This is a genomic window from Sphingomonas sp. M6A6_1c, assembly GCF_053345135.1.
In genome coordinates this window covers 11,162-35,586 of sequence record NZ_JBKEZO010000009.1, presented here as the reverse complement: position 1 = coordinate 35,586, position 24,425 = coordinate 11,162, and the positions used below count along the sequence as shown (strand labels likewise).

At 63.7% G+C, this 24,425-nt stretch carries 16 protein-coding genes; 9 read left to right on the top strand and 7 right to left on the bottom strand.

Annotation, left to right across the window (positions count from 1 at the left end; translation table 11 throughout):
• The first annotated feature begins 39 nt into the window (after positions 1-39).
• The 3 genes from ACLBWH_RS18115 (at position 40) to ACLBWH_RS18105 (ending at position 2,467) form a co-directional block, all read left to right on the top strand.
• A complete protein-coding gene (locus ACLBWH_RS18115; protein WP_447800265.1) occupies positions 40-699 on the top strand; it encodes a phosphatase PAP2 family protein in 660 nt (219 codons plus the stop codon).
• On the top strand, positions 696-1,385 hold the full coding sequence (locus ACLBWH_RS18110) for a glycosyltransferase (RefSeq protein WP_447800263.1): 690 nt from the start codon (positions 696-698) through the stop codon (positions 1,383-1,385). Before ACLBWH_RS18115 ends, ACLBWH_RS18110 begins: the two co-directional genes overlap by 4 nt.
• 899 nt (positions 1,386-2,284) lie before the next feature.
• On the top strand, positions 2,285-2,467 hold the full coding sequence (locus ACLBWH_RS18105; protein ID WP_447800262.1) for a hypothetical protein: 183 nt from the start codon (positions 2,285-2,287) through the stop codon (positions 2,465-2,467).
• A 109-nt stretch (positions 2,468-2,576) separates the two neighbouring features.
• On the opposite strand, the gene ACLBWH_RS18100 is transcribed toward ACLBWH_RS18105, so the two are convergent.
• From ACLBWH_RS18100 to ACLBWH_RS18070, 7 genes are all read right to left on the bottom strand, one after another.
• Positions 2,577-5,498 carry a TIM-barrel domain-containing protein gene (locus ACLBWH_RS18100; protein ID WP_447800260.1) on the bottom strand — a complete coding sequence of 974 codons (2,922 nt, stop codon included), beginning with the start codon at positions 5,496-5,498 and terminating at the stop codon, positions 2,577-2,579.
• A gap of 143 nt (positions 5,499-5,641) precedes the next feature.
• Positions 5,642-6,064 carry a nuclear transport factor 2 family protein gene (locus tag ACLBWH_RS18095; protein WP_447800258.1) on the bottom strand — a complete coding sequence of 141 codons (423 nt, stop codon included), beginning with the start codon at positions 6,062-6,064 and terminating at the stop codon, positions 5,642-5,644.
• Positions 6,065-6,207: 143 nt separating this feature from the next.
• A complete protein-coding gene (locus ACLBWH_RS18090; RefSeq protein ID WP_447800256.1) occupies positions 6,208-7,155 on the bottom strand; it encodes a DMT family transporter in 948 nt (315 codons plus the stop codon).
• A gap of 257 nt (positions 7,156-7,412) precedes the next feature.
• Complete coding sequence (locus ACLBWH_RS18085) at positions 7,413-8,282, bottom strand: alpha/beta hydrolase family esterase (protein ID WP_447800255.1); 870 nt, start codon at positions 8,280-8,282, stop codon at positions 7,413-7,415.
• 1,084 nt (positions 8,283-9,366) lie between these two features.
• Positions 9,367-11,367 (bottom strand): GH25 family lysozyme, encoded by a 2,001-nt coding sequence (locus tag ACLBWH_RS18080; protein WP_447800253.1) that lies wholly within the window; start codon positions 11,365-11,367, stop codon positions 9,367-9,369.
• A complete protein-coding gene (locus ACLBWH_RS18075; protein ID WP_447800252.1) occupies positions 11,364-12,389 on the bottom strand; it encodes a glycoside hydrolase family 25 protein in 1,026 nt (341 codons plus the stop codon). The genes ACLBWH_RS18080 and ACLBWH_RS18075 overlap by 4 nt, the downstream gene beginning before the upstream one ends.
• Before the next feature lie 498 nt (positions 12,390-12,887).
• Complete coding sequence (locus ACLBWH_RS18070) at positions 12,888-15,071, bottom strand: glycoside hydrolase family 3 C-terminal domain-containing protein (protein ID WP_447800250.1); 2,184 nt, start codon at positions 15,069-15,071, stop codon at positions 12,888-12,890.
• Positions 15,072-15,181: 110 nt separating this feature from the next.
• Here ACLBWH_RS18070 and ACLBWH_RS18065 point away from each other — a divergent pair, with 110 nt between their 5' ends.
• From ACLBWH_RS18065 to ACLBWH_RS18040, 6 genes are all read left to right on the top strand, one after another.
• On the top strand, positions 15,182-16,093 hold the full coding sequence (locus ACLBWH_RS18065) for a LysR family transcriptional regulator (protein WP_447800249.1): 912 nt from the start codon (positions 15,182-15,184) through the stop codon (positions 16,091-16,093).
• Between the two features lie 87 nt (positions 16,094-16,180).
• Positions 16,181-17,488 carry a CitMHS family transporter gene (locus tag ACLBWH_RS18060; protein ID WP_447800248.1) on the top strand — a complete coding sequence of 436 codons (1,308 nt, stop codon included), beginning with the start codon at positions 16,181-16,183 and terminating at the stop codon, positions 17,486-17,488.
• A complete protein-coding gene (locus ACLBWH_RS18055; RefSeq protein WP_447800246.1) occupies positions 17,485-18,828 on the top strand; it encodes an acyclic terpene utilization AtuA family protein in 1,344 nt (447 codons plus the stop codon). Before ACLBWH_RS18060 ends, ACLBWH_RS18055 begins: the two co-directional genes overlap by 4 nt.
• Before the next feature lies 1 nt (position 18,829).
• Positions 18,830-19,138 carry an AtuA-related protein gene (locus ACLBWH_RS18050; protein WP_447800245.1) on the top strand — a complete coding sequence of 103 codons (309 nt, stop codon included), beginning with the start codon at positions 18,830-18,832 and terminating at the stop codon, positions 19,136-19,138.
• 11 nt (positions 19,139-19,149) lie between these two features.
• Positions 19,150-21,144 carry an alpha/beta hydrolase domain-containing protein gene (locus ACLBWH_RS18045; protein WP_447800243.1) on the top strand — a complete coding sequence of 665 codons (1,995 nt, stop codon included), beginning with the start codon at positions 19,150-19,152 and terminating at the stop codon, positions 21,142-21,144.
• A gap of 217 nt (positions 21,145-21,361) precedes the next feature.
• On the top strand, positions 21,362-24,160 hold the full coding sequence (locus ACLBWH_RS18040) for a TonB-dependent receptor domain-containing protein (RefSeq protein ID WP_447800242.1): 2,799 nt from the start codon (positions 21,362-21,364) through the stop codon (positions 24,158-24,160).
• Positions 24,161-24,425 lie beyond the last annotated feature (265 nt).

The window sequence follows — 24,425 nt, the reverse complement described above, 5'->3', positions numbered from 1 at the left end:
CGAGAGAACCGAGACGCCGAGCCCTTAAGGCTTATCACCGTGGCAGCAGTGGCGGCGCTTGTTGGATGTGCCTTGCTCATGGCGTTAGCGCTTCTTCTCCGTGGCAGTGTCACGGGGCTGGATCCAGTCATTCTACGTTGGGTCCGAGAGCGCACGGGGGACTACGGATCCGTCGTCACACTCGCCCGCAGGCTGACGATTTTAGGAAACGACCTCACCCTTTGGATCGTCACCATTGCGGCTTTGAGCTATCTCCTGGCTAAACACCGATGGCCACAAGCGGTTTACATCGCTGGTGCCACTGCCACCGGCGGTATGATGACCAGCGCGATCAAGTTCGTGGTTGATCGCCCTCGACCGACACTGGTCAATCACCTCGTCGAAGTCCAGTCCGCAAGCTTCCCCAGCGGACACGCCATGAATTCGGCGTACGTCTACGGTACTCTAGCGCTAGCTGTGGCGGCGACTCAGGTGACACGGCCTCGTAAACGGATTCCGGTCGTCGGGGCTTTGATCCTAGTGCTGGCAATTGGCGCGTCGCGCATCGTCCTTGGCGTGCATTGGCCGACCGACGTCGCCGCTGGCTGGGCTTTTGGGCTAGGTTGGACGGTCTTGGCCGCAAAGATTTTCGCTCGCGTCGACCCGGGTCGGTCCGGGCTTGGACAGTCGGCAAATTCCATAAGCGAGCACGTCGGATGAACTGGCTTTCTCGGCTTATAGCCGGTGTGAAACACGCAGTGCACCCGCGCGTGATCCAGCTTACGTTCCCAAGCCCAGCTTCGGTTGCCAGCGCAAGACCGGGCAAGCTTCCCTCTACCTCAGTGTCGCAGGACGCTCTCGTCGCAATTGACGAGGGGCAGAAGCAAGACTCTGCTGACGAACTCTCAATATCGACGAGCGAAAGCGCGAACGGAACTATTCCACTGTCGCGCAACGCTCCCATGGTCTTTTTAGTCGTGGGCCGGCTGAACGATCGAAAGGGCTATACGGCTGCCATCCGGGCGTTCGCTCTGGCTGGCAGGCTTGGCGACCGCCTGACCCTGAGGGGTTATGGCCGACACCGGTGGCGCCTTGAGCGCTGGGCGGAGGCGCTTGGGATTGATGCTGTCGTAACGTTCCACGAGCCGAACAGAGCTTTGGCGATCGACCTTCTGGGCGTCGATGTCGTTATTTCCGTCTCGCACGATCCTCGATTCTTGTCACCGTTGATCCTTTCCGCGCTGGCGCGAGACGTGACTATTATCGCCGCCAATGAGAATGAGAAAGCGAGAAATTTGTTTAGAAATTACAAGAATGTTACCTTAGTGAACATTCGTGATATTGCTCAATTAAGTTTGGCTATAGCCCGCATCAAATTATTAGCTTGCAAAAGCAAAAGTAATTAAATGTGAAAAAATATCTAAGCATTTTACTTAATGGGCGTAGCTCGAAAAAGCAATTAGGAAACTCTACAAGACTTCCGATAGGCATAATGGTATATATAACCATTGGAATTGTCATGATTGCGATGTCTGCGCTCGGTTTGCTATTCATCCCCTCCCAAAGGACTCATAGATCGCCGTCTCGTCGATGGCGTCATTTCGCGTGCGCCGCGCTTGTGATGATCCTGCTGCATCCCCAACCTGCTATCAGGGTTAGTCGGCAAGATGTGGATTGCTGCGCAAACGCTAGTGACCAGCGCTACTTGGTGCGCAGCCGATCCAGTAATCTTCCACATTGGGGCATCGTATAGTTTCGCCAAGCTCGCCCCAATGAGGTCGGGATAGGCGGTCCGGCTGATCCGATTGTCCCTGCCGCCCGCATTGCTGTTGTCCGCGCCTCTGCTGCAAGGCTGCAGGACCGAACCTGCCTCTTCACCTGAACCGCCTGCCAAGGCTGAGACGGTTGCGCATGAGGGCGATCTGCTGCGGCTGACACTGACCCCTGAAGCGGTGTAGCGGCTGGTATCCGCATCGTAGGGGTCGGTGACGGTATGACTTCGCAGGTCCGTGGCACGAGCGGCGAGATCGTCGTGCCGCCGGTTGGTGCTGCGGGGTGCCGACCGGATCGACTAGCAACCTCGCCCAGATCGGCACGGCAAAGGCCGCAGCGGACGGCTGGGTCGCACGAACGCGAGCCCTGGTGCGGCTGGCGGCGATCGCAATGACTTGGGCATCGGCTATGTTCACGCTGGAGTCGGCAGCGTCCGTGCGCGTGATGAGACAGCAACAGCGCTTGCCACACAAGGGCCGCGGCCGACGCAGCGATCACGGGGCGCCGCCTGCTTGGTCCGCCTGTCGCAGCGATGGCGAACCCTGCAAGCGTCTGGGTGCGTGTCGCGGTCTTCGGCAGCGACGTCGGCGACATCGCGGCGCATCGGCCACTGAGCGGATCAGTCGACATGAACGAACGACCGAAGTTGGGAAGCGAGCAGGGCGGCCTGAACGTCCACTTGTGGGTCAAGGCGGGCATGGCCGCCGCTCGCTGAGTGATACTTGAAAGCACGAATTGCGGCAATCATTGACGTCCTTTTACGCGCGAACGTTCACGTTTAGGCGGCGGGGCGGCGGTGCGAATCGCCCGCGCCGGCCCGTCCGTCATCGCGCTCCGGCGAAGGTCAGGCTGACGGCCCGGCCGTCATAGTCGATGCTCCGGCGGCTATGGGTCGCCCCCCCGGCACCCGATCCGATGACGACGACATCGAGCCGCCGCCGCCGGACCAGCCCCGGAAAGCTGCCTTGCCGCGCGCCGATCGCCAGCGTGTGGCTGGCGTCGTTCCAGCGCAGATCGTAGCGCGCCGACTGCCCCTTTTCATAGGCATAGGTCTCGTTGTCGTCCTCGTAGAGCGTGAAGCGGCCGTCGGCCCCGGCATAGACGCGCACCTCATAGGGCGCGTCCGGCCGCTCGGTGGCATATTGCAGCACCGGCCCCATCGGCACGATCGCGCCGGCGCGAACGTAGACCGGCACCACGTCGAGCGGCGCCGCGCGCACCGCAGTCGCACCGCCGGCATAACGCTGCTCGCTCCACATATCGTACCAGTCCGCGCCCTTGGGCAGATAGGTGCGCATCGTCAGGTCGCGCGGCGCGCTGAGCGCCGCCGCGTCGCGTCGCAAGTCGCTCGGCGTGCGCCAGACAAAGCGGAAGTTGCGGCCGCCTTCGGGATGGAAATAATCAAGCCGCACGCCAAGCCGCTCGCCCCGGCGCAGCGTCCGGCGGACGACGCGCGTGCGGCTGGCGCTGCGCGTCCAGGCGTCAATCGCCGGCGCACCGCCGAGGAACAGGCGCATGCCGTCGTTGCCCGCCAGCCCGATCTCATATTCGCCGTCCTCGGGCGCGATCAGCTCGCCTTCCCAGCGTGCCGAGAAATGGTCGAGCCCGGTAAGCCCCGGCGGCAATTCGGCGAGCGGCGGATCAGGCCAATTGTGGTCGACCCTGGCGTCGATCGCCCGCCCGCGCGGCGTCTCGAAATTCTCACCCGAGAAATATTGCACCGCGAGCCCCGGCTTGCCGTCCGCCGTGCGCAGCGCATCCGCCGGCACCGTCGTCGGCGCCGAGGGCAGGATATTATACATCGCCCGCGTCACCGGATGGACCAGCAGCGACGATCCGAACATGAAGCTGTCGTCGATGCTGCGCACCGCGGGATCGTCGGGGAAATCCATCGGCAGCGCGCGCATCAGCGTGTAGCGATCCGCAGTCACCTGCGCGCTGAGGCTGTAGATATAGGGCAGCAGCCGGTAGCGGAGCTGGACCGTGTCGAGCAACGTCTTGTAGACTGCCGGATCGAGCGTCTTGAAGCGATAGGGCTCGCGCTCGACGTCGGTGCCGTGGACGCGCATGATCGGGTTGAACGCGGCATATTGGAACCAGCGCGCGAACAGCTCGCGCCAAGCCGGGTTCTTCTCGCCGCCGGGAAAGTCGCTGACGAAGAAGCCGCCGGTGTCCTGCGTCCAATAGGGATTGCCGGTGATCGTGACGTTGACACCGCCGGCGATCTGCTGCGCGAAGGTCTTCCAGCTCGCATAGATATCCCCCGACCACGACGCCGCCGCGGTGCGCTGCGCCCCCGCCCACGCCGATCGGGTCAGCGTGAAGACGCGCTTGTCGCTGGTTGCGCGCTGGCCGCGATAGGTGCCCTCGGTGGTGAGCAGCGAATAGGGGCTGAGATACCGGGTGAAGTCGCCCATCGCGTTGCGGCCCAGCGCCTTGGTATCGCGGACGTTATCGACCGGGTTCCACATCGCCGAACTCACCTCGACCTCGGTCCCGTCCATCCACAAGGCGTCGACGCCCTTGTCGAGCAGCCCCGATTTGATGTGGCTGAAATAGATCTCGCGGCCCCTGGCGCTATACGCGTCGTAGATCCGCGCATGTTTAGAGATCCAATGCTCGGGCTTGAAGCGCAGGTCATAACGGTCGAGATCGTGCGCCAGCGCGGTATCGTCGCCGACCGAGGGCCAGATCGACACCATCAGCTTCAGGTTGAGATCGTGGATCGTCCGCGCCATCCCGACCGGATCGGGGAAGCGCTTGGGGTCCCACGTCATCCCCGACCAGCTGCCGTCTTTGTCGCTGCCCCAATATTGCCAGTCCTGTACGATGTAATCGAGCGGGAAGCGCTCTCGGCGGAACGTGCGCGCGACGTCGATCAACTGATCCTGGGTGCGATAACGCTCCTTGCTCATGAACAGGCCGAACGCCTGTTTGGGGAACATCGGCGCGTCGCCGGTCAGCCAGCGATAGGCGCCGATCACGCCGTCCATCGTATCGCCGGCCATGACGTAATAATCGACACCGCCAGGCGCGCTCTCCGCCCATAGCCGCGCGCCGCCGGCATCGTCCTTGAAGCGCATCTGCGAATAGCTGTCCCACAGGATGCCGTATCGCTCGGTCGAGACCATCACCGGGATGATGATGCCGACATTGGTCTGGACGAGCAGCAGGTCGGCATTGCGGCGATTGACCGCATCGTCGCCGGTGAAGCCGAAGCCGTAGATCCCCTCGCCCGGCTTCAGTGTCAGCCGGTTCTCGACCTCGTAGGTCGGCGCGTCCGAGACGATACGGCGCGTGATCGCCTGCGGCGCCACCGCCCGCTCGCGGGTAAGCAGTCGACCCGTGCCATCATAGTAACTCAGCGCGCCGGTCCGCTTGTCGATGCTGACTCGCATTCTGGCGCCGACCAGATCGAGCGTGGCGGCGTCGGCGCGCAGCGTGAACGGCACCGCCTCTGGCGTGCGGACGACGACAAGGCTGCGCTGCGTCCAATAGGAGGCGCCGAGATTGGCGGTCACCCGCACCACGTCCGGCGCATAGAAGATCACCGACTTGGTGACGCCGTTCAGCCGGAACTGCACGCCGTTGCGCAGCCGCGCGACGTGGAAGGCCGCCGGATCTGGCGACACGAGTGGCTGCATCTGGCCGAGCGGGTCGAGCCCGGTCGGCACAGCCCCGCCCTGCGCCACGGCTGGCGCGCTCGCCAGAGCGACGCCCGCCGCCATCGTCCAAGCCAACCCCATGCTGTCCCTCTCCCGTTTCTCGTCGCCGGACGCCGTCCCTGTCGGGTTCGCTAACGTCCGTGCGCGATAGTGTCGGGCTCCGACGGTTTGCGCAATCGCCGTCGGCACCCGGCCGCCGTGGCGCCGTGGCGCCTTGGCGCCTGTCATGAGTTCGTGGGCAAGCTGCTCACCCAAGCGGGAAACTCGTTGTAGCAATGGAATGAGACCACCCTGCGGTCGCGAAGGTGAAAGATGTCGCAGCACGGTATGTCGAACGTCTTGCCGGTGGGAGGCAGTACACCCTTCGGCGTCATGAGATCGCCGCGGTGGGTGCCTTGTAGCCGAAGCTCGACGATCACGGCGTCCCCAACTGAATAGAAGGATAGCAGCTCGCGGTGCATGTCGGGGAAGGTGCTGGCAATGCCCTGAATGGGCTGACGGACCTCATCACCGGTCCACCGCGTCCCTGAGGCTTGGTCAAGGAAATAGCCATCGTCGTGGAACAGGGAGGCGAACCGGTCGGGATCAAGGGAGGCGCCCTCAGCCGCGGCATAAACATTCCGGATGATTTGCGCGTTCTTGGTCATGTCGGTTCCGGAAATGTGGTTGATCGGCCGTCGGTGATGCTGAACGAGCGGCCGGTTTCGGGCGATGCCTCGTAGTCTCTGAGCCGCCGAAAGTGGGTCCTTCGGCCGGGAACCACCAAACAGAAACTCGTCTAAACGAGCGTTCAGGCCGGCCCTTCTTCAGCCGCCTGATACGAGCGGGGGCGGCTTTCGATCACGCTGAAGACGCCGACGCCGCCCAACACGCAGATCGTGCCGACCGCCTCCGGCCAGCCGAATGGCTCACCCAGCACCATGATCGCAACGCCGATCGCCACCACCGGGCTGATCGTTGACACGATTGCGGTGCCCTGAGCGCCGATCCTTGCCGTACCCGCCGACATCAGGAAGGCGGGGACGATGGTTGCAAACACAGCCAGTGCCACGATCAACCCCCAAGCACCCCGCGGCGGCACCAGCGTCGAAGCGGGGTGCGTCAGGAAAAAGCCGAGTAACGCCATCACTCCGGCCGCGCTCATTGCAACCGCGGTGAACAAGGATGGCCCACAGCGCAGGATCAGCTCGCGCGCGAACAGCTGGTAGAGGGCGAACGTCATCGCCGCAATCGCCACGAACGCTCCGCCGATCAGCGCTGCTGATCCCAACCGCGTCGGCTCGCCCGCGAACATTACGAACAGGCCGATATAGCTGAGGGCGGCTCCAAACAGGGCATGTGCGCGAAGGGGATGTCCCAGCAGCAATCGCCCGAACAGGATGACCAGAAACGGATACGTGAACAGGATCAATCGCTCGATTTGCGCATCCAGTGTCTGCAGCCCCTGAAAGTCCAGCCAGGATGAGATATAATAGCCGAGGACACCCACAAGCATGGCCAGGCCGACGGTGCGGGCGTCGGGCCTGGCATCCCGCGCCAGCTGCTGCCACCGATGCGCGCCGATGAGTGCGAACACCGGTACGGCCAGCACCATGCGCATCGCCAGCAGGCTCGTCGTATCGATCCCGTAGCGATATATCAGCTTGATCAGCACGCCCTTGATTGCGAACAGCATGGCGCCCGCTGCCGACAGAGCGAAACCGGCGATACGCCACGAGGGCGGGTGTTTGTAGTTCATCTTCAACAACCGATCGGGTGAAACGGAGGTAGCGAAACGCAACGGTTGCCAGCGCGAGGGGCCCTAACTGCGGGACCTACCTACCCGCGTGAGCTGATCCGCACCACATTCGACAACGTGTCGCCACCGACTGCCGTCATATCGAGCCTTGCAAGGGGCGACCGGTTCGCTTCACCAGATGAATGGACGTCCGCACGTGGGTAACCTTGATAAGGCCTGGACCGGCGTCTTCTGGGTTCGAGCTGCCGAGGTTCCGTCTAGCGCCGATGGCGCGACAGGAACGTCCACATCGCCTCATTGTCGACGACTGACCAGCTGTGCTGACCACCGCGAGTTACACGCGCTGCAACCGCCGCGCCGTCTGGGCAGCGTGCATAACCTTGCTCGTAGATCGTAGCGCTCAGATTGCGAGAGTAAGGTTGAGAGCAGCCGTTCAGCACTGCCCAGCGTTGTAGGGCTATGGTCTGGGAATATTGCCAGTAGGAGGCGCCGCCTCCGGCGATTGGGTTTGTGGAATCTGCGTCGCCGGCAAAAGCTAGAAGGGGCATCGGCACTTCTGGGCGACACGTTGCGGGATCGGGTTGCGTACGATCGGACGCGAGAGGGCGTCCGGCACGCAGTCCGACGACTGGCGCAATCGCAGCGAAACGTCGAGCGGCGACGCAGCCGAGCCAGGACCCCATCCGTCCTCCGCCCGACAGGCCGGTCACGTATACGCGTGTACGGTCGACGCAGCCGGTTGCGACAAGCCGGTCAGCCAGGCCCGTCAGATAAGCCACATCGTCGCGTGCGTCCTTCGGCGGCAAGGTACCCGTGACAGTAGGGACGCCGGGAATGTTCCAAACGAAGCCACGAGCTGCTGCAATACCGCCGTCAGGCGCTACCACCACAAAGCCATGCCGATCTGCCGTGTCAGCAAGATGGCTGTCACGTAGCATCTCTGCCCCGGTGCCCGTGCTGCCGTGCAGCAGGATCACAAGCGGCATGGGCTCGGCTGTGGGTGCCGCGGGAAGGTAGACCAATGCTCGTTCGGGTAAGGCATCAACGTCACCAAGGCGGCACTCGGCATGAGCAACTGCAGCACCAAAACACAGGCTCAGGGTAATCAGAAGACGAAGAATCAACATATTTCCGATCCCCGCAGTCAGCTCTTTGGTCTCAGACGCAATTACAACACCGATGAATGAGTGTCCAAGGTTGGGCGGCAGGCGTTGCCGTCGGGACAACCGATTGTGGGTCCTCGTCCTCGGCCGGTCACTCGCACGGTCGTCCAAAGCACGATTTTCGATGGGAATGTCCGCTTCTGATCTTCGGTGCCACCTTAACAGCCTTTCTATATATGCTCCTTTCTGGACGTAACCTAAGCTTTCTTCTAATGCTGGAACCGAGCGTTCGGAAACCGGTTCTTAGCAAATGATGGGCAGGTTTGAACGATGCCTGAGAATACGACGGTGTCGGTTCACGATATGCAAGCCTGTCTGGGGTCTTTACTATTCCTATGGGCTGACATCGAGCGGGAGTTGCGGGAGCAGGTCGCCAGACATTGCGGGACAGTCCCAAGGCCAACACACGGCATAGCGGCGTGTCTCCGCTCTTGGCGCAGCAGTATCCCTAATACAAACGACACCGGACAATTCCGGGGAGAGATGGCCGATTACCTTATTCAGGAACTTCAACACGCACTCAAGATGCGCAACGGCCTCTGCCACGGCCTGACCGGCTATTCTTCGGGGTCAGAACGATCTGCTCAATTGCTATGGCGGCTTAATGACGAGGAGGGACGCGTCAGTTACAAGGAAATGCAAGACTCGTTCAGCAGATTGGCGAGGATTCCTCGAGCATTTTCAATACTGTCTAAGCCATCGGTCGTTGGCAAGTTTGACCGGTGCGTTGACACAGCCGAAAACAGGCGATGGTGGAAAACGGAGTTTGCCTTGGGCTTGCAAGGCTGACGTATCGCGTCCGATTGGCCAATAGCTGCCCTTCCGCTTCCACTAGGTCGCGACATTCACAAGTTAGACGCCAAAAGCGGTCAGAGCGCGAAGATGAACGAACGGCTGATGTTGGGGAGCCGGAAATTGGTCACGAATGTCCGGATGTGGGTCCTTACAGCCACTAATCTTCCGGCGGCTTGCGATCATGTGGAGCCACCCTGCGATCGGGCCGTAAATGACCGCTTTGGCGGCAACTGGTCATTCGCATGCGCGCTACCTATTCCACTGCGGCAAGGGCTACATTCACGTCCGCCCGTCTGAACCGCGCATATTGAGCTGCTGTACCGAAAAACACCTCGCCTGTGGTCCGCGCGCCAGCCCCAGCAACAGACAGCCCGTGCGAATATTGCCAGAGTGTCCAAGGATTGCGGCCCCGCAGCTTGAGCCGTTCAGCGAGTGTCTCGGGCGCACCATAAGCGTCAAGCCAGATCATGTAGGGTTGCGCTCTGTCGTCGGTCAGGATCGAGAGATTGTAACTGTTCCCTTTGAAGAGCGGGACCTTGAGGGTCGCAGTCGCGACTGCCTTGGCGAGGTCTAGGATCGCATTCTGGGCGCCAGCGATGCCCATCGTCTTGTAGCAGGCGAGTTGAACGGTCCCCTGAGGCTGGTCAGCGGTCGGAGTAACCAGTTCGATCGCGACCGGCAGTGCATCGATGTCGCCGCCGCCAACTTCCCGAAGGCGGTTGAGCTGATCTGCCGTAGACCGGCAGAAGTCAAATTTGAGATACGCACCCCTATCAATCCCAAGTGCCTTGGCATGAGTCCAATGGTCGGAAAAGCTCTTGTCAGGTCCCGCCCAGCCGACCGCGCGAGCATAGATGAATTGGGGAAGCGTGCTCTTGGCGAAGGCCCTCCAATCGATTGAACCGTCGGCCGCGGACAAGTCGTAGCCCTTGAAGGGATAAACCACAGGCGGCTTGAATATCTTGATGTCCGGGCGCCCCTTGATGCTGCTGACCGGACCGATCGGGAGACTTTTCGCAGCGTCGCTGGGGGATAGCGGAGCAAGCAGGCGCGGCGATATGGGGGTGGCAAGGGGCACTAAATCTATGCTGGCAGTCTCGCTCACGGTACCAGGAGCGATCGGCGTCAGATAGGGCGAAACGCTGCTCGATAGTTTCGTAAGCTCTGTCTTTGTGGGGCGGTTCGACACGAAGAAGAAGCTACCTTGAGCCATGCCAGTCTGGACTGGGCCGAGATAGGGCGCGCTGATCGCAAGGAAGTGGGGATTGGCTTTCTTCTGGATCGCATTGATGCGGAAAAAAGCCGCGGTGAGGTAGCTCTGCAGCGGTTGGCTTAGCGTCAGTGTGACGTCGGGCTGTGCAGTGCTGGTTCCATCGGTGACGATATACTGGCTGGCGGTCGGGTCGGCTTCGCCGCGCGACACACCATTGATGATCAGGTCAAAGAACAAGCTGCCGCGCTTGGGAATCAGCGCTTGGACCTCATCCTGGGGAGACCCAGCCGTCATCACGAAAGAGCCGGGCGCAGTAGGCGTCGCCGCCGCGCCGGTATTGCCGAGCGTGAAAATGTTCGCCCCAAAGCAGGCGTTGATTAGCGTGAGAACGTGGAAATAATGCGGAGCGAGATGCTGCACTGCGTTCGTGAAGCTGGTCATCGGATAAATGCCAGTCGAACCCTTAGGGTCGGTGGCCGATTCTAAGACGAAGGCAGCCTGCGCGTCATTCGTTTCAGCGCGGCCATGTCCGGTATAGGCGACCAAGAGGCGAGCCCGTCCTTGCCCATCGGATCCCTTATAGTCATCGGCATGGTTGGTCAGATAATCGCGCAGGAAGTAATCAATATTCGCGGGCGATGCGTCGGCGTTACGCAATACGATCACCTCGTCGAATCTCTGGTTGTTCACCAAAAAGTCTTGAAGGCGTTGGGCGTCCACCGCCGCGGCAGACAGATCGTGACCTGGCATCTGAGGATAGGCATCAATGGCGATGATGAGGCCGATTGAGCGGGTCTGAGAGGCTTGCGTGATACCGAGAAAGTCACCGACCATGACAGGCAGCGGTTCGCTGCCGTTCGCATAATGAACGAAGAAGCGGCAATAGCGCGCCTCACGTGCCGGCGCGCCATTGGGGCAAGTTCCACTGTAGGTTGCCGGTTGAGGCGACACAGGTGGCTGGGCGTGCCCGGCCGTTGCGGTCAATATTGCTGCAGCTACCCCAAGCGTTGAGGACATACCGATCCGCCGCCGCGGCATCATCGGACGAATTCCTGGACGCCAAGCGTCCAGTAGAAATTCGCGCGCGCGCCTTTCCAAATATTCGCGTCGAAGCCGGCATTGTACCCGGTCGCCATGGTGCCGGAATCGGTGAACTGCCACAGCGCCCAAGGCGCACCGCTGATCGTGCGCGGCAGTTCGGTTGCACGCGAGGATTTCGAATAATCGGCAAGCCACAGAGCAGCTGACTTCATCGTCGCGCTCATCGGCAGGCCTTTCATCCGGCCATCCCACCAGGAACGAGCGGTGTAGATCATCGGCGTCCGGCCGAGTTGCGCCTTCACTTCAGTCACGAAGGCGTCGATCACAACGGAAATGTCCTTGGCGGAGCGGTTCTGCCAGCGATCCGGGCCATCGCGGCTCGCTTTGTCCCATTCGAGATCGACGACCGGCGGCATATCCGTGGTGAGCAGCCCGCCATTGGCCTTGATCACCTTCACGAAGGTGTCGGCTTGGAGCTTGCCCCATTTGGCGGCGCTGATTGTGCAATCTGCGCCCTGGCAGGCAGACAGGAAATGGTAGGCGCCACGATGAATTTGACTGCCTTTTGGCAAAGCGCCGGCCCGCTTCCAGAAGGCTGCGAACTTGCCGTCGAGACCCGTCGCGCCCTGCGTCGCCTTCATATAAAGGAAGAGGACGTTGCGCACGGCGAGCTGTTCTATCGGAAAGGAGGGGCTCGTATAGTGGCTGATGTCGATGCCGAAGAGCGAGTAGGTCCGCGGCTTGCTGAGCGTCGAGTCGTAGGTGGTGTCGCCGGGAAAGCGAAACGGCCCGTTCAGCGCAAAGGTTTGGCCAGCTTCATTGGCACGCGCGACATCAGCCGGGCTGCCCTGCCGATCGATCGCCTGTATCTCGGCGAAAAGCTGTTGACGCGACATATCGTCTGTAAGCTCGGTGAGGCCCAGCGAGGCGGCATCGGTAGCGTTCGATTGCGCCTCGGCGGCTGTCGCAGCGAGGGAAAGTATCAGGCAGGATGTCCAGTGCATGCGGCGAATAATCGTCATCGTTTCATTCCCTCTTAGAAGGCAAACGCAACGCTAGGATTACTGCTGAAAGACTATCCTTCGGGCGCGTCGACCGCAAGTGGAAACGATGCCAAATTCAGAATACTTTGATCATTATTCAATGTCCGCTCCGGCGCGGAGGTGGATCGTACCGAACATGATTCGGCTCTCGCCGGCGTGTTGCGGACCGTCCGCTCGTACGGCGCCACTTCATCGCCGGGTGCCAAGATGCGGGCGCAAAGTCGTCTAGGAACTCGATATGGGCGTCTCGCTTCAAGCCGGTTTCTTCGTCTGTATGAGGCCGCCCTAGAGGAGACTCGTCGAGCGAGGAACGGCAGGTTCGTGCCCAAAATTGGGTGTTCCGAACGGCTGGCTGAGCTTGCCCACGCGGTCGGTGCGCTCACATAAACGAGCGGCGTGTTTTGGGCAGCGGGACTAGGCGTGCGAATGGCTTGCATTGGGTCTTTCCGGCACCATTCGCCCGCGGACTAGCTTTGCTCACCAATTCCGGTTGGACATCACAATCTTCGTTGCCGTTCCAAGCTGCGCTGCCGATTGGCCCAAAGCAAAGCGATAAGTACCCGCTGCCATATGCCATCTTCCGTTCGTCCAATTGCCGAGGATGCGCGGATCGATCGGGATTTCTAAGGCGCGGCGCTCGCCGGGCTTGAGCTGCACTTTGGAGAAGCCAACGAGACGCGTCGTGGGGCCGTGCGGTGTGCTGACCAGATAGACTTGTCCGACCTCGGCGCCATCGCGCTTGCCGGTATTGGTCAGAGTGAAGCGCGCGACAGGTGTCTCCCCAGGAGCGATCGTCAGCGGGCCATATGCGAACGTCGTATAGCTCAAGCCGAAGCCGAACGGGAACAGCGGCGTTGCGCCGCGTTTCGCGAACCAGCGATAGCCGACATCGGCACCCTCAATGTCATAGTTGATGTCCAACGTCTGGTTCGGCTTTCCCTTGCCGAGGAAATCGGGCTGCACGGTATCGCTTCCCGGCAACTTGGGACGGGGAAGCTGGTCGACCGATGCGGGGAACGTCACCGGCAGCCGCCCCGACGGGTTGACGTCGCCGAACAGGACAGCGGCGATCGCCTCGCCGCCACGCGCGCCGGGATACCAAGCTTCCAGCACCGCCGCCGTCTTGTCGAGCCACGGCATCACGATCTGGCCGCCGGTCTCAAGGACGACGATCGTGTTCGGATTGGCCTGTGCGACCGCAGCGATCAGCGCGTCCTGCCCGTCGGGCAGCGACAGGTCGGGTGCGTCGAGCCCCTCCGTCATCCACTGCGTCGCGAAGACGATCGCGACATCGGCCTGTTTCGCCGCGATCACCGCATCGGCGATATAGCGGCCATTCCGGAACACCACGTCGGCCTTGGGCGCCCGCGCGCGGATCGCCGAGAGCGGCGCGGAACGCTGATAGGATTGCGCGAGCAGCGCCGCGAAGGGTCCGCCGACCGTCGGGATCGCCACCGCTGGGCCGCCGACGCCCTGCACCTGCGACGAGCCGCCGCCCGAGAGCACGCCGCTGTCGGCATAGCCGCCGATCACCGCGATCCGTTGCGCCTTGGCCGCCAGCGGCAGCACGCCGCGGTTGCGGAGCAGAACGATGCCCTGTTCGGCGACCTGCTGCGCCACCCGTGAATTCGCCTCGAAATCGATCGCCTTGATCGCGGGCGGATCGGCGTCGATCCCGACCGCGAACATCGAGCGCAGAATGCGGCGGTTCATATCGGCGAGCCGCGTCTTGTATCGCGGATCTCGCCGGGCCGCGGCGGATAGCGCGTCGCCGAAATAGAGTTTGTCGTCGAGCTGCGCGCCCGATTGCTGGTCGAGGCCCTTTAGCGCGAAATCGAGACCGTGGACCGCGCCCCAGTCCGACATGACGAACCCCTTATAAGCCCAGTCGCGCTTGAGGATGCCGTTGAGCAGCGCGTCGTTGCCGCAGGCGGATGCACCGTTGACGCGATTATAGGCGCACATCACCGCGCCGGGATCGCCACGTTCGATCGCGATCTCGAACGCGAGCAGATCGCTCATCCGCAGGGCGGAATCGCCGATCATCGCATTGTGGAACTGCCGCCCCGTCTCGACCGCGTTGATCGCGAAATGCTTGACCGTGGCAAGGACGTGGCGTGACTGGATGCCGGCGATCGCGGCGCCGCCGAGCAGCCCGGAGTGGAGGGGATCCTCGCCAAGGTATTCGAAGTTGCGGCCACCGCGGGGATCGCGGACCAGATTGATGCCTCCGGCAAGCAGGACGTTGAACCCCTTGGCATGCGCCTCCCCGGCGATCGTTTCGCCGCCGCGCCGCAGCAACGCGGGATCCCAGGTCGCGCCCATCGCGAGACCGGAGGGAAGGGCGGTCGCGCCATCCTTGCGCAGCCCGCCGACATAGGCAACGCCGAGGCTCGCGTCGGTTTCGGTCAGCGCGGGCACGCCGAGCCGCGGGATGCCGGTGACATAGCCCGCGCCGAGCGGCACGTCCGCGGGAATTGGCGTGTCCCCATAGGGGATCGCCATGATGCCGTGGGTGATCGTCGTACGCTCGGCGTCGGTCATGCGCTGTTCGACCGCAGCAGCGCGGGCATCGGGATCGCTCGTCTGCGCGGCGGACGGACCCGCGATCGTCAATGCCGTCCCGATCGTCAGCAGCGCATAGGCCGTCCGAGCTGTCATCACCCTCTCCCGATTGTTTCACGCATCACTATCGGCGGGTGTCGCATAATGAAAATCGAGTGTTTGCATCGATCGATCAGTCGCGGCTATCGATGCGGAGGAGAAGGATCATGCGCCGTACCCCCAGCCTGTCGAGTTTGCGGCTGTTCATGCAGGTTGCCGTCACGCGCAGCTTCAGCGAGACCGCGCGGCTGGCCAATCTGTCGCAACCGGCGCTGAGCCGGACGATTAAGCTGCTCGAGGAGGAGCTCGGCGTCCGCCTGTTCGACCGCAATTCGCGCAATGTCGCACTGACCCCGGCGGGTGCCGCGCTGCTGCCGACCGTCGAGCGGCTCGCCGGGGATTTTGACTTGGCTTTCGAGGAGTTGCAGCAGACCTTCGCGGGACAGCGTGGGCGGGTCATCGTTGGCGCATTGCCCTCCGCGGCGGCGCATATCCTGCCGGCGATCATCGCCGGCTTCCATCGGACGCATCCGCAGGTCGAGATCATCCTGCGCGACAATTTGTCGGGCGCGCTCTATCAGCAGATGCTCGACCGGCTGATCGACTTCGCGGTCACCACGCCCCCCGGCACGGGCGAGGGGTTCCGCTTCGACCCGATCATGGATGACGAATGCGTGCTGGTGTGCCGGCGCGAGGATGCCGAGGCCATCGCCGCGCCGGCCGACTGGATGCTGTTCGCGACCGAGCCGTTCATCGCGATGGAGCCGCGCAGCAGCGTCCGGCTGCTGACCGATGGCGCCTTCGCCAAGACCGATATGCTGGTTCGTCCATTGTACGAATGCGCGCAGCTCGCGACGGTCGGCGGCCTTGTTTCCGCCGGCTTGGGCATCACGCTGTTGCCGCGGTCGACTCTGCCGATGCTGGGCGTCGGCGGCGACGTCGCGTGGCGACCGATGGCACCGCCCCGTGTGGCGCGGGCAATCGGCATCGCCCGGCTGGAGAACCGGACGTTGTCGCCGGCGGCCGAGGCGTTCCTCGACGCCGTGCGCCGGCAGGCGATGGTCGATATAGAAAACTGATTGCCCGATCAGATAACTCGAATTGCTGGATAGATCATTCGGCGGCATGATCGTCGCAGAGAAAACACGCTACAGGGGAGGGCGGGGATGCTGGCGCTGATAGCCGCCGCGACGATCGGGTCGCTGCTTGCCGCCATCCTGTCGAACCGGGTGTCGCCGCTCGCCGCGCTGATCCTCATCCCGATCGCCGGCGCAACCGCTGCGGGTTTGGCGCCCGGCATTCCGGACTATATCCTCGGCGGCCTCGGCAAGATCGCGCCGGTAGCGGGCATGTTCGTCTTCGCGATCCTTTTCTTTGGGATCATGACCGATGCGGGACTGCTCGCGCCGCTGGTCGGCGCGGTGCTGCGGCTGGTCGGCGAGCGGCCGTCGCGGATCACGCTCGGCACCGCGCTGCTCGCACTGGTCATCCATCTCGACGGATCGGGCGCCGTCTGCTTCCTCGTCACCATCCCGGCGCTGCGGCCGCTCTACGACCGGTTGGGTATGGACCGCCGCGTCCTCGCCTGCACCGCGTCGATGGCGGCGGGGGTGAACTTTCTGCCGTGGACCGGACCGACCCTGCGCGCGGGCGCCGCGCTGAAACTCCCCGTCGCGGCGATCTTCACGCCGATGATCGGCGTCCAACTCGTCGGCCTCGCCTTCGTCTTCGTCGTGTCGTGGTGGCTTGGTATTCGCGAGGAGCGCCGGCTCGCACTGGTGCGGTCGATGCCGGAAACGTCGGACGCAGCGATGCCGCTCACCGTCGAGGATAACGTCGCGCAGGCGTTGTGCCGGCCCGCGCTGCTCCCGGTCAACGTCGCGATTACCCTGGTCGTGGTGGCGACGATGGTGACGGGACTGATCGAGCCCGTCGTCGTCTTCATGGCCGGCACCGCACTGGCGCTCATCATCAATTACCCGTCCGCGACGCAACAGCGCGAGCGAATCGACGCGCATGCCCGCGCCGCGCTGATGATGGCGGGCATCCTGTTCGCCGCCGGCGCCTTCACCGGCATTATGACCGGGTCGGGGATGATCAAGGCGCTGGCCGACGCCTCCGTCGCGCACGTTCCCGATGCGATCGGGCCGCGCATCCCGGTGCTGCTTGGGCTGATCGCCATGCCGTTGAGCCTGCTGTTCGATCCCGATAGTTTCTATTTCGGTGTGCTGCCGGTGATCGCAGAGGTCGCGGGCCATTTCGGCGTGCCGGCGGTACAGGTCGGGCAGGCGGCGCTGCTAGGCCAGATGACGACCGGCTTTCCGGTCAGTCCGCTGACCCCCGCGACCTTCCTCGTCGCCGGGCTCAGCGGCGTCGACCTCGGCGCGCACCAGCGCTTCTCGATCCCCTGGCTGTTCGCTGCCTCGGTGGTGATGACGCTCGTCGCGCTTCTGTTCGGGATATTTACGATATGAGCGGTCGGACGATCCGCATCGGCGCCGGCGCCGGCTTCTCCGGCGATCGCATCGAGCCCGCGCTCGAACTCGTCGAGCATGGCGACCTCGACTTCCTCGCGTTCGAATGCCTCGCCGAGCGGACGATCGCCCTCGCCCAGGCGGTGCGGATCAGCGACCCGGACGCGGGGTTCGACCCGCTGCTCGAAGAGCGGATGCGCATGGTGCTGCCTGCCGCGCACGCGCGCGGCGTCCGGATCGTCACCAACATGGGCGCGGCCAATCCGGCGAGCGCCGCCCAACTGGTGGCGCGCATCGCCCGCGACCTCGGCCTCGCGGGACTGCGGGTCGCCGCGGTGAGCGGCGACGACGTCCTCGACATCGTGCGCGGCGGCGACTTTCCGCTGATCGACCGACCGGGCACCAGTCGCGACTTGGGGGATACGATCGTCTCCGCCAACGCGTACCTCGGCGCCGCTGGGATCGTCGCCGCCCTCGATGGTGGCGCCGACGTGGTCGTCACCGGCCGGGTCGGCGATCCCGCCTTGTTCCTCGGACCAATAATCCACAGCTTCGGCTGGGGCATGGACGATTGGCAGCGGCTCGGGCGCGGCACGGTCGTCGGCCATCTGCTCGAATGCGCGGGGCAGGTCACCGGCGGCTATTTCGCCGATCCCGGCGTCAAGGACGTGCCGGACCTCGCCCGGCTCGGTTTTCCTTTCGCCGATGTCGCCGAAGACGGCTCGGCGCTGCTCGGCAAGGTCGCCGGCTCGGGTGGCAGCCTGACGGTGGCGACGTGCAAGGAACAATTGCTCTACGAGATCCTCGATCCCGGTGCCTATCTGCAAGCGGACGTCACCGCCGATTTTCGCACGGTCCGCTTCAAGCAGACGGGACCCGATCGCGTCGCGGTCAGCGGCGGCGGCGGCGGAGCGCAGCCCGATACGTTCAAAGTCTCGATCGGCTATCGCGACGGCTTTTCCGGCGAGGGCCAGATCTCCTACGCCGGCCCAGGTGCGGTGGCGCGTGGCCGTCTGGCGCTCGACATCGTCCGTGAGCGACTGCGTATCACCGGCGTCCCGGTCGCCGACCTGCGTTGCGAACTGATCGGCATGGATGCGATCGATCGCACCGGTCGGGGCGCCGGCGCCGAACCGCGCGAGGTGCGAGCGCGTGTCGCCGGTCGTGCCGCGAGCCGCGTGGCCGCCGAGCGGATCGGCGCCGAGGTCGAGGCGCTCTACACCAACGGGCCATTCGGCGGTGGCGGCGTCGTCACGTCCGTGCGCGAGGTGCTGGCGGTGGCTTCGACGCTGATCGACCGGTCGCACATTGCCCCCGCCGTCCATTATGAGGTCGCCTGACATGATCCTGCGCGACGTGGCGCATATCCGCACCGGCGACAAAGGCGACATCTCGCAGATCGCGGTCATCGCTTATGACGAGGCGGATTTCGCGCTGCTCGCCCGGCAAGTGACGATCGACCGGGTCTCCGCGCATTTCGCCGACCTGCCGGTGCGCAGCATCCGCCGGTATGAACTGCCCGCGCTGGGTGCGCTCAATTTCGTGCTCGAGGGCGCGTTGCGCGGCGGCGTCACCCGGTCACTGTCGCTCGACGCGCATGGCAAGACGCTTGGCGCGCAATTGCTCGATCTGGTTATCGACCGTGAATGAAAGGTCCGATCATGCGTACCGCCCGTCTCCTCCTCACCGGCTCGGCGCTTGCGGCGATGGTAGCGACCCCTGCGATCGCGCGGCTGGAGCGCATCCAAATCGACAGCGTGACGCCGGCGCCGCCGACCGCGGCGACCCCCTATGAGATCGTCCGCGGGCGCTTCTTCGGCACGCTCAATCCGGCCGATCCGCACAACCGCATCATTACCGATATTGAAGGTGCAGCCCGCGACGCGCGCGGACGGGTCGGCTATTCGGCGACCTTTGCGATCGCCCGGCCGATTGATCCCACGAAAGCGAGCGGAGTCCTGTTCTACGATGTGCCGAACCGCGGCGGCTGGCCGATCGGTGCCGATCCCGACGGCCATGTCCGCGTCATCAGCGGCTGGCAGGGCGACCTGACGCCGGGCGTCGACGTCCAGTCGGCAACCGTACCGGTCGCGAATGCGCCCGGCGGCGGCGTGCTAAGCGGGCCGGTGCTGGCGCGCTTCACCGACATGCCCGCTGGTGCGCGGTCGCTGCCGATCACCGGCAGCATCGGCAAGCCGACGGCACGCCCATTGCCGGTGACGCTCGACACGACCAAGGCCCGGCTTTTCCGTCAGCCTTCGGATGCCGCCCCGCAAGCGGATATCGCACCCGGCGACTGGGCGTTCGCGGATTGCGCCACGGCGCCGTTCCCGGGCAAGCCCGACCCGGCGAAACTGTGCGTCCGCGGCGGCTTCGATCCCGCTTATGCCTATACGCTGGTCTATCAGGGCAAGAACCCGCTGGTTCTGGGCATCGGTTTCGCCGCGACGCGCGACCTCGTCGCCTATCTGCGCAGCGGCAAGCCCGACGACACCGGCACTGCCAATCCGGCACGCCGGGTACGCTGGACCGTGGCGAGCGGAACGTCGCAGTCGGGCAATTTCCTCAAAAGCTTCGTCAATCTCGGCTTCAACGCCGACGAGGGCGGCGCGCGCGTCTTCGACGGCGTCAACCCGAACATCGCGGCGCGACAGGTGCCGCTCAACCTGCGCTTCGCGGTGCCAGGCGGCGCGGCGGGCCTCTACGAACCGGGCAGCGAAGGTACGCTCTGGTGGGGGCGCTACGACGATGTCGCGCGCGGCCGCGGGAAGAGCAGCCTGCTGGACCGCTGCACTGCGAGTGGCACCTGCCCGAAGGTCATTGAGACGTTCGGATCCGCCGAATTCTGGGGCCTGCGCATGTCGCCCGGGCTGATCGGCACCGATGCGAAGGCCGACCTGCCACTGCCTGCGGGGGTGCGACGTTACTATTTCCCGTCGGTGACGCATGGCGGTTCGTGGACCGGCGGCTTCCCGCTCGCCGGCGATCCGAAGTCGCCGACCTGTGCATTGCCCGGCAACCCCAATCCCTCGCACGACAGCCTGCGCGCGGCGCAGGCGATGCTGGTCGAGTGGGTTCGCGGCGGCAAGGCACCGCCGCCGAGCCGCTATCCAATGCTGCGGTCGGGCGACTTGGTCGAGGCCAACGCCGCCGCAATGGGTTTCCCCCGCTGGCCGGGGGCGCCTTCGCCGGACGGCAAGCTCAACGCCTTCCTCGATTACGATATGGGAGCGGGCTTCGCCTATCACGACGTCAGCGGCACGATCACGCGCCAGCCACCGACCATCCGCGGCGTGATTCCGTCCCGCGTCCCCCGCGTCGACGACGACGGCAACGAGACATCGGGTATCCCGTCCGTTCAGTTGCAGGTGCCGCTCGGCACCTATCTCGGTTGGAACGTCCAGGCGAGCGGTTGGGGCAGGGGCGGTGGCTGCGGCTTCTTCGGGGGCTATATCCCTTTCGCGCGGACACGCGCGGAACGGCTCGCCGCAGGCGATCCGCGGCTCTCGCTGAAGGAGCGATACGGCGATCACGCCGGGTTCGTCGCCAAGGTACGCGCGGCGGTTGCGCGGCAGCAGGCGGATGGCTGGCTGCGCGCCGATGACGCCGCCAAGCTGATCGGGCAGGCAACCGCCAGTGACGTGCTCCAGCGTTAGCCATCAGCCAAACGCATTGATCAATCGAAAGATTATATTTCCGTTCTGGAACTGAACGGCTCATTCAAATCACGACAAGAACGCCGCAGTCGAGCGTCGTCGAGAGGATGCAAGGACGGTCGTCAGGCGACCGGCCCTACACGATCGCCAGCATGACGCATGGCGGCATCATCCCTCACGGCGCCGGTACGACGGCGACCAGGAAGGGGATAATCCGGTGACCATTCGACTCGCATCCGTAGGTTCGCGCCGTCTGCTCGGCGGCCTTTCGATCGGCACGCTGGCGACGATGCTGGCGACCGCGGCGGCGGCGCAGGTCGCGCCGACCGCTCCTCCACCGGCCGCTGAGCCCGCTGCCGCGCAGGATGAGCCGCCCGCCCCCGATATCGTCGTCACCGGCTCCTATCTGCGCAACGTGCGGCAGGAGGATCGCGCCTCGCCGATCCTGACGATCGATTCCGCAAGCCTTGCCAAAACCGGCGTCCCCTCCCTCGGCGACATCACCCGCTTCATTCCGCAGAACGTCGGCAGCGCCGGCGGCATCCAGGATCTCGCCAAGGGCGGCGGCGCGGATTCGCGGGATACGCGATCCGCCAATCTGCGCGGCCTCGGCGCGGGCGCGACGCTGGTGCTGCTCAATGGCCGGCGCGTCGTGCCGGCTGACGGCTTCGTCAACCTCAACAGCCTGACGCCCGAGATTGCGATCGAGAGGGTGGAGACGGTGCTCGACGGCGCCTCGTCGACCTATGGTGCCGATGCCGTGGCCGGCGTGTTCAACGTCATTACCAACACGCGCTTCAAAGGCCTAAAGCTTTCCGCGCAATATACTCATATCGCCGACTCGCCGGCGACGACGGTGCAGGCGATGTGGGGTGTCGGCAACGACCGGTTCCACACCGTGACCTCCGTCGCCTATCGCTACCAGGACGGGCTGCAGAACAGCCAGCGCGCGGTTACCAACTTCTTCAACCCCTCATCGGGTGCCGGTGCCAATCCCGGCGCGTTCACGTTCTACTCGCGTCCCCGGACCGCGGCGGGCGGCGACGTCGTCATCAACGGCAATAATTATTCGACGCTTTACGACCGCTTCCGGTCGACTGCGGGAACGCTGACCGTCGTCGATCCCAACTGCGGCTCGGCGGCGAGCCAGAGCCGCTACGTCCCGTCGGCGAACAGCCCGGGCTTCGGGCTGGGCTCGTGCCAGTTCAGCTTCCAGGCGCAGAACCCGATCCGCCCGGAGGCGAAAAGCTACCTCGCCCACAATGACACGACGTTCGAGGTTGCACCCGGACAGACGCTGTTCGCCGAGATCGGTTTCTATCATCAAGATTCCAACCGCCGCAGCGTGCCGTCCTACGCTCAAAACCGCGTCGGCGCGCGGCCACCGATCGTGCCGGCGAGCAATCCCTACAATCCATTCGGCGTCGACGTGGCGTTCACCGGGCGCGCCATCGGGTCGCAGGGCTTTCCCGGCTATGACTATCGGTTGATCCAGGACAAGGTCGACCAGCGGCAGATCGTCGTCGGCGCGCGCGGCAATATTGGCGGCGGCTGGAAATACACCGCCAATGCCACCTATTCGGGCGCGGATATCACCTCGACCGACCGCGACACGGACATGAACCTCTTCCAGGCGGCGCTCAACGGCTATGGCGGCCCGAACTGCAACATTCGCTACAGCGGCCCAGGCGCCGGCAGCCAGCCCGGCGTGGGCAACTGCCTGTATTTCAGCCCGTTCACCGCCGACGTTGCCAAGATGGACCCGTCGCTGATCTTCAACCTGCAAAGTAACGTCACCACCCTCACCAAGATCGAGTATCTGATCGGCGAGGCGGTGGTGAACGGCTCGCTGGCGCAGATCGCCGGCCATTCGCTCGACGTCGCGGTCGGCGCACAATATCGCAAGGAAAAGCAATCGAGCAGCTATTCCGACCTGCTGCTGAGCGGGTTCGGCGGCTTCCTCGGGCCGTATCGCAACACCGCGTTCAACCGCGAGGTGAAGAGCGTGTTCGCCGAAGCGAATTACGAGATCGTCGACGGTCTCAACCTCAACGCTGCGGCGCGCTACGAGGACTACGGGAATTTTAAGACCACCGCACCCAAGCTTGCGGTGAACTGGCGAGTGCTGCCGCAACTGTCGCTGCGAGGGTCGGCGAGCAAGGCATTCCAGGCGCCGGCGATCGCCAATTCGGCGGCGACGCTGATCTCCAACAACGTTGTCAATATCATTGATCCGCGCGACGGCACGACGACATTCCGCTCGGTCCAGCAATACGGCAATCCCGCCTTGCAACCGCAGAAGGCCGATGTCTTCAACGTCGGTGCGACGCTGCTGCCGATCGATCATCTCAGCTTGTCGGTCGACTATTGGCATTACAAGTACAAGAACCAGATCCAGTTGCAGAACGCACAGGCGGTCATCAATGCCGCCCCGGACGGCCCCAACGTCATTCGCGATGCGAACGGTGTCGCGCAGTCGGTCGTCATCTCGTCCTACAATGCGCCCAGCGGCACGGGAACGTCCGGCATCGACGTGGCAGCCAATTACCGGATCGACATCGGCCCGGCGCAAATCACGCTGCGCGACAATTTGAGCTATCTCGCGACCTATGATGTCGATACCGGTACGATCGTCTATGACGGGGTCGGCCATCGCAACAACTACCAGACGTCTCCGCTGACTGCGGCGGCCGCGCCGCGCTGGCGTAATCTTGCCGCCGTAGACGTATCGCTCGGCGACCATTTCATCTCAGGAACCTGGCGCTACGTGTCGAGCGTGATCGACGACTATCAGCAGATCGTCGGCGCGCCGACGGTCGCGAAGGTCGGCGCTTGGTCGGTGTTCGACGTACAATACGGGCTGCGTTTTGGCTCTGACAAGCAATATGAACTTACGCTTGGCATGATCAATGCGTTCAACAAAGCCCCTGCGGCAGCCTTGTACACTGGATATCTGTCGACGCTTGGCGATCCTTACGGCCGGCAGGCCTACATTCGTGTCGGAGCTAAATTCTAAGCTTGATGATGAGTTGGTGTCTGTCCGCCGCTCGATAGCCGTCGATGCAGCAAGAACATCTATAAGGTAGTTCAAAGCGGTGGTTTGCTAGGCTCATGCGTATCCAACCGTTGCTGCATCGATCTTGCCTGGGTCTATACGCACAAAAGGATGATCCACCTGTCTCCGCGCGCACTTCTCAAGCAGTTTGTTTTGAGGCGACCGCATCACTAAAGGCAATGCTTGCAAGCCCACTTGCCTCAAGGCGTCCGCGGTGAAAAACAAG

Excerpts from the sequence above, each read along its gene's own strand:
- ACLBWH_RS18045 (WP_447800243.1), top strand. The coding sequence starts at position 19,150 with ATGCGTACCGCCCGTCTCCTCCTCACCGGCTCGGCGCTTGCGGCGATG.
- ACLBWH_RS18095 (WP_447800258.1), bottom strand. The coding sequence starts at position 6,064 with ATGACCAAGAACGCGCAAATCATCCGGAATGTTTATGCCGCGGCTGAG.
- ACLBWH_RS18055 (WP_447800246.1), top strand. The coding sequence starts at position 17,485 with ATGAGCGGTCGGACGATCCGCATCGGCGCCGGCGCCGGCTTCTCCGGC.
- ACLBWH_RS18105 (WP_447800262.1), top strand. The coding sequence starts at position 2,285 with ATGGCGAACCCTGCAAGCGTCTGGGTGCGTGTCGCGGTCTTCGGCAGC.
- ACLBWH_RS18075 (WP_447800252.1), bottom strand. The coding sequence starts at position 12,389 with ATGACGATTATTCGCCGCATGCACTGGACATCCTGCCTGATACTTTCC.
- ACLBWH_RS18085 (WP_447800255.1), bottom strand. The coding sequence starts at position 8,282 with ATGTTGATTCTTCGTCTTCTGATTACCCTGAGCCTGTGTTTTGGTGCT.
- ACLBWH_RS18100 (WP_447800260.1), bottom strand. The coding sequence starts at position 5,498 with ATGGGGTTGGCTTGGACGATGGCGGCGGGCGTCGCTCTGGCGAGCGCG.
- ACLBWH_RS18090 (WP_447800256.1), bottom strand. The coding sequence starts at position 7,155 with ATGAACTACAAACACCCGCCCTCGTGGCGTATCGCCGGTTTCGCTCTG.
- ACLBWH_RS18050 (WP_447800245.1), top strand. The coding sequence starts at position 18,830 with ATGATCCTGCGCGACGTGGCGCATATCCGCACCGGCGACAAAGGCGAC.
- ACLBWH_RS18065 (WP_447800249.1), top strand. The coding sequence starts at position 15,182 with ATGCGCCGTACCCCCAGCCTGTCGAGTTTGCGGCTGTTCATGCAGGTT.
- ACLBWH_RS18060 (WP_447800248.1), top strand. The coding sequence starts at position 16,181 with ATGCTGGCGCTGATAGCCGCCGCGACGATCGGGTCGCTGCTTGCCGCC.
- ACLBWH_RS18080 (WP_447800253.1), bottom strand. The coding sequence starts at position 11,367 with ATGATGCCGCGGCGGCGGATCGGTATGTCCTCAACGCTTGGGGTAGCT.
- ACLBWH_RS18110 (WP_447800263.1), top strand. The coding sequence starts at position 696 with ATGAACTGGCTTTCTCGGCTTATAGCCGGTGTGAAACACGCAGTGCAC.
- ACLBWH_RS18070 (WP_447800250.1), bottom strand. The coding sequence starts at position 15,071 with ATGACAGCTCGGACGGCCTATGCGCTGCTGACGATCGGGACGGCATTG.